This is a genomic window from Photobacterium sp. BZF1, assembly GCF_014349205.1.
Taxonomy (GTDB): Bacteria; Pseudomonadota; Gammaproteobacteria; order Enterobacterales; family Vibrionaceae; genus Photobacterium.
In genome coordinates this window covers 1-5,263 of the sequence record NZ_JACSOF010000247.1, presented here as the reverse complement: position 1 = coordinate 5,263, position 5,263 = coordinate 1, and the positions used below count along the sequence as shown (strand labels likewise).

The following is a 5,263-nucleotide window of genomic DNA, read 5'->3' as shown; positions in this document are numbered from 1 at the left end:
CCCCACGCCCCACGCCTCAACCAACCACACTCATCAGCTTGAACACCGGCATATACATGGCGATCAGCAGTCCGCCGATGAGCGTGCCGAGGAACATGATAATCAAGGGTTCGATGATTTTGCCGAGGTTATCGACGGTATTGTCGACATCATCCTCATAAGTAATGGCCACTTTATTGAGCATATCGTCAATCGAACCGGACTCCTCGCCAATCATCACCATTTGCAGCATGAGTTCGGGGAAGACTTCACTATGGCGCAGGGCCAAGTGTAGCGGCATACCGGCCGCTGTATCATTGTGGGCGCCTTCGATTGCCTGTTCGATAAAGCGGTTACCACTTGTTCTCCCTGCGGCTTCCAACCCGGTCAGAAGTGGGATCCCCGAAGAGAACGTCGTGGCAAGGGTGCGGGCAAAGCGGGCGATGGCCGCTTTGCGCAAGACTGGCCCCATGATGGGTAGGGCCAGTAGCATACGATGGACGCGCAGTTTGTGTTGGTCTGACTTACGGTAGGCGGTTATGGCAATAATGCCTGACAGCGACAAGCTGAGTGCGAGGTAGAGGCCATGGCTGAGCATAAGATCAGAGATGTCGATAATACGCTGGGTAAACCATGGCAAATCGGCACCGAAGCTGTTGAAGATACTGGCAAATTGTGGGATCACGAAAATCAGCATCATCACAGTGACGATAATCGCCGTCAGGGTCACCATGGTCGGGTAGATCATCGCCTTGATGACCTTCTTGCGCATGGCTTCGCTTTTTTCCCTGTAGGTAGCAAGGCGGTTGAAGGCCTGGGCCAAATGGCCGGTTTGCTCGCCAGTGGCAACCAGATCGCAATAGAAATCATCGAACAGGGGTGAGCTGGTAAGCATGGCCCGGGAGAGGCTTAAGCCAGCCTCAACTTGGTTGCTTATCATAGCAAGGGTCGCGCGCCCTTCGGCTTTGTGGTGGCTGGTGGCAATCAGCTTGAGTGCTTGCACCACAGGGACACCGGAGTTCACCATAGTGGCAAGCTGCCGGGTAATGGCGGTGATGTCAGTGGCCTTGAGTTGGTTTTTGCGTTTGCTTAGCGTCGAAGGGTTGTGGCGCTTGAGCTTCCGGATCTGGATTTGTTGCTCGTTGAGCTTGGCACGGATCTCCTGCTCCTGAAACCCTAGCATCACGCCGGATAAGCGTTTGCCGGTCGGGTTGATCCCACGCCAGCGGTAGTAACGTATTTTTCTGTCCTTGGCCATGGGAAGGTCCTTATGCTGCTAGAAAACGGTTTGGTTAAGTGGTTACAGGGAAGAGTGTTCAAGCAAAATGCAAGACACGTTGTAGCTCGGCGAGGCTGGTGGTGCCTTGGCAGAGCTTTTCAATTCCGGCTTGCTTGAGGGTGAGCATTCCGTTCTGGCGGGCGATATCTTCCAATTCCAAGGTGCTAGCACCTTGCATCAATGCCTGTGATAGCGGGCGGGAGAAGGGCATCACTTCATAAATGCCGACCCGTCCGAGATAGCCTTTGTTGCAGTCATCACAGCCCGTCGAGCTGGCTTTGAACAATTCGATATCTGCCGGGATCTCCAGTTTGGCCCTAAGCAAAGGGTCGAGGTCGTCAGGCTCTTTGCAGTGGTGGCAAAGCCGTCTGGCAAGGCGTTGGGCAATGATCAGGCTGAGCGATGACGCCAAATTGAAATCTTCTATTCCCATATTTGTCAGGCGGGTGATGGTTTCTGCTGCCGAGTTGGTATGCAGGGTTGATAGGACCAAATGCCCAGTTTGTGCCGCCTTTACCGCAATACCCCCGGTTTCGAGATCGCGGATTTCACCCACCATCACCACATCTGGGTCCTGACGCAGAAAAGCCCTTAGTGCCTCGGCGAAACCAAGCCCGGAAGTTGGGTTGATCTGGACCTGATTGATCCCCGGCAGGTTGATCTCAATCGGATCTTCGGCGGTGGAAATATTGCGCGCTTCGGTATTGAGGATCTTCAGCCCCGAATAGAGCGAGACGGTTTTGCCGCTCCCTGTCGGCCCGGTCATCAGGATCATGCCCTGCGGTTGACTGAGGGCATTAAGGTAAGCTTGCTTCTGGCCCTCGTTGTAACCGAGGTGATCGATATCCAGCTTGCTGCTACTGCCATCGAGGATCCGCAATACGATTTTCTCGCCCCACAAGGTGGGCAGGGTCGATACCCGCAAGTCCACCGAAACGGTATCGGACAGCTTGAGCTTGATCCGGCCATCCTGCGGGATCCGCCGCTCGGCAATATTGAGCCGTGACATCACCTTTAGCCGGGTTGATAAGCGGCGGGAGAGGTTTGCTGGTGGCGTCGCATACTGGTGTAAAATGCCGTCGCAGCGAAAGCGGATCCGGTAGTGTTTTTCATACGGCTCGAAATGGATATCCGAGGCGTGTTTGCGCAGGGCATCAAGTAAGGTTTGGTTGATATAGCGTGTCACCGGCGCGGTGTCGCTACTGAGATCCGTCGCTTCATCAACCAATTCGCCATCGCTAAGCTCAACAAGTTCAGTCAGCTCGCTCTCGCTGATCCCTCTTTGTGGTGCGTGCTGTTCTGCCCCTTTTAGTTCGCTCCCGTAGACCCTGCGGATAGCGGCCTCGAGTTGTTTGTACTCAAGCAGCATCGGCTCGACATGCTTGCCGGTAGCAAAACGAAACTCATCGAGGGCATCAAGCAGGGTTGGGTCGCACAGGCCAATATGCAGGGCGGTGTCGGTGACACTTAGCGGCAACATCCGATGGCGCAGGATTAAGTCACGCAGGTTGAGCGACTTGCAGCACCCGGCATAGTCATACTGGTGGGTATCGACCAGCGCGACCGAAAAAATGTTTTCCAGCTGCCGCGCCAAATCAAGGCTGGTCATAACCCCCAGCCCGATTAACGCTGCAGGTACAGACTGGTTTTCAGCCTGTACCCGGTCAACCACCTGTTGCAACTGCACCGGGTTGATCAGCTCAGCCTGATGCAGGATAGAAGCGAGGTTGGTGTGCATTAGCTGTTAGGACAGTAGTCGTCGGAGCCTAAATTACACGTTATTTTCCAAATAACACCATTTGCATCTAGTGTAGGGGTTAGTGTTAATGTACCGCTCTTATCTAAACCACCTTTACCTGCAGTACCATCAACAGTTGCAACGATCGCGCCTTCTGCTGCAGATACATTTTTTGTCACAGATGATGAAATAGCGAACTTATCATTTGTGCTTTTATCGAATGTTTGGGTTCCAGGAACGCCATTACCAGGTGTTACTGATTGACAGTCATCAGAGCCACTTAGTAAACAAATCCCTACTGCTGTTTTCATTGCAGAAGAAGCACTTAACATTTCTGCTGCGTGGGTTTTATTTGTGTAATTGTGATAAGCAGGTACAGCAAACGCACTCAAAATCCCAATAATTGCCACCACTATCATCAATTCAATCAGCGTAAAGCCTTGTTGTTTCTTCATTTCCTTGTCCTTGTAAAATCGCCATGAATGTAAAGTAGGGCCAGCATACCTATGATATGCAAAGGGTTTTATTGGTGGCGAAAGGTTGCTGGAAATGGCTCGGAAAAAACGCGGGGGTGTTACATTTTTTGCGTCAAAATTGCGGCGGGGGGAGGGTGAAGCGATCCTATGGTCCTAAGGTACTGTGGCCCTATGGGTTAAAGAGCGCCCCTTTGGGGGCTATGGTTTTAAGGGCGGTGCTATGGAAAAAAGAGGTGTTACGGCCCAGTGTGGAATAGTGGAAGTACTGTTTAATCTTTGAATTATAGTTTGACAGTATGCGTAGCTCGAAGAGCCTTCCCTCAGAACCTCAGAACCTCAGAACCTCAGAACCTCAGAACCTCAGAACCTCAGAACCTCAGAACCTCAGAACCTCAGAACCTCAGAACCTCAGAACCTCAGGACCTCAGGACCTCAGGACCTCAGGACCACAGAACCATAGCCCCGCCCTTAAAACAAACAAGCTCCCGAAGGAGCTTGTGAAAAGAAAGGGGGGCGGGCGGTTTATTTAAACCGCATCGACAAATCCATCGCCTTGAGATGCTTGGTCAGTGCGCCGACCGAGATGTAATCGACACCGGTTTGGGCAAACTCGCGGATGGTTTCCAGCGTTACGTTGCCGGAGTTCTCCAATGCAGCGCGGCCTGCGTTGATTTTCACGGCTTCGCGCATCATGTCGGTGGTGAAGTTATCGAGCATGATGATGTCGGCACCGGCACCGATAGCCTGCTGTAGCTCTTCCAGCGACTCGGTTTCAACTTCTACCGGCTTGCCAGGGTTGAGTTGCTTGGCAGTGCTGATGGCCTGCTCGATACCGCCGCAGGCGATAATGTGGTTTTCCTTGATTAGGTAGGCGTCGAAAACACCGATACGGTGGTTGTAGCCGCCGCCGCAGGTCACGGCGTACTTCAGTGCGCTGCGAAGGCCCGGAATCGTCTTGCGGGTATCTAGCAAGCGGCAGTCGGTGCCTTCCAATTGCTCGGCATATTCGGCAACCGTGGTGGCACAGCCAGACAGGGTCTGGATGAAGTTCATCGCGTTGCGCTCGCCGGTCAGCAAGATACGTGACGGGCCGCGCAGGGTGCACAGGGTCTGGTTCGGCTCAACCTTGTCGCCGTCTTCAACATGCCATTCAATGCTGACTTCACCGCCCAGTTGGCGGAACACTTCCTCGGCCCACATCTGGCCGCAGAAAATACCGTGCTCGCGGGTAATGATGGTTGCTACCCCTTGGCTGTCGGCCGGGATCAGGCCCGCCGTCACATCGCGGCTGGCATCAATCTCGCCACCGAGGTCTTCACGCAGGGTGTCGGCAACGGCACGGGTAATTTCGAGGGGAAGCTGCTGTTTAAGGTAATTCAAGCGCGATTCGCTGTCGTGCTTCTTTTCCATTTGAGTCATGACAAATCCGTAGCAAGGTTAGCTGCTGAAGAGGGGCGGGGAGTGCCCTTGTGTTTTCTGGCGCTGATGATACCGCGATGAGCGGCGAGATGCGAGTGTGGTTCGGGGAGAAGGGCGGCTTCAGGCTCTATAGTTAAGTGGTGTAATACAGCGGCTATGCAAAACAGGTTCTATGGAACTATGGCCCTAAGGTTCTATGGAAAGAGCGACTTTCTAAGCAAAGTCTTTCTTTTACATCACCTTTAACTGGACAATCTCACACAGACCTTCGATCCTGCTTACAGGACCACAGGACCACAGGACCACAGGACCACAGGACCACAGGACCACAGGACCACAGGACCACAGGACCACAGGACCACAGGACCACAG

At 53.4% G+C, this 5,263-nt stretch carries 4 protein-coding genes; all 4 read right to left on the bottom strand.

Annotation, left to right across the window (positions count from 1 at the left end):
• Nucleotides 1–16: 16 nt before the first annotated feature.
• Nucleotides 17–1,237, bottom strand: coding sequence for a type II secretion system F family protein (locus tag BIZ37_RS29370; protein ID WP_187464555.1), 1,221 nt, complete (start codon nt 1,235–1,237; stop codon nt 17–19).
• A gap of 58 nt (nt 1,238–1,295) precedes the next feature.
• On the bottom strand, nt 1,296–2,996 hold the full coding sequence (gene pilB / locus BIZ37_RS29365; protein WP_187464554.1) for a type IV-A pilus assembly ATPase PilB: 1,701 nt from the start codon (nt 2,994–2,996) through the stop codon (nt 1,296–1,298).
• On the bottom strand, nt 2,996–3,451 hold the full coding sequence (locus tag BIZ37_RS29360) for a prepilin-type N-terminal cleavage/methylation domain-containing protein (RefSeq protein WP_187464553.1): 456 nt from the start codon (nt 3,449–3,451) through the stop codon (nt 2,996–2,998). The genes pilB and BIZ37_RS29360 overlap by 1 nt, the downstream gene beginning before the upstream one ends.
• A 543-nt stretch (nt 3,452–3,994) precedes the next feature.
• Nucleotides 3,995–4,882, bottom strand: a complete 888-nt coding sequence (nadC, locus tag BIZ37_RS29355; RefSeq protein ID WP_187464556.1) for a carboxylating nicotinate-nucleotide diphosphorylase — start codon at nt 4,880–4,882, stop codon at nt 3,995–3,997.
• Nucleotides 4,883–5,263: the final 381 nt, after the last annotated feature.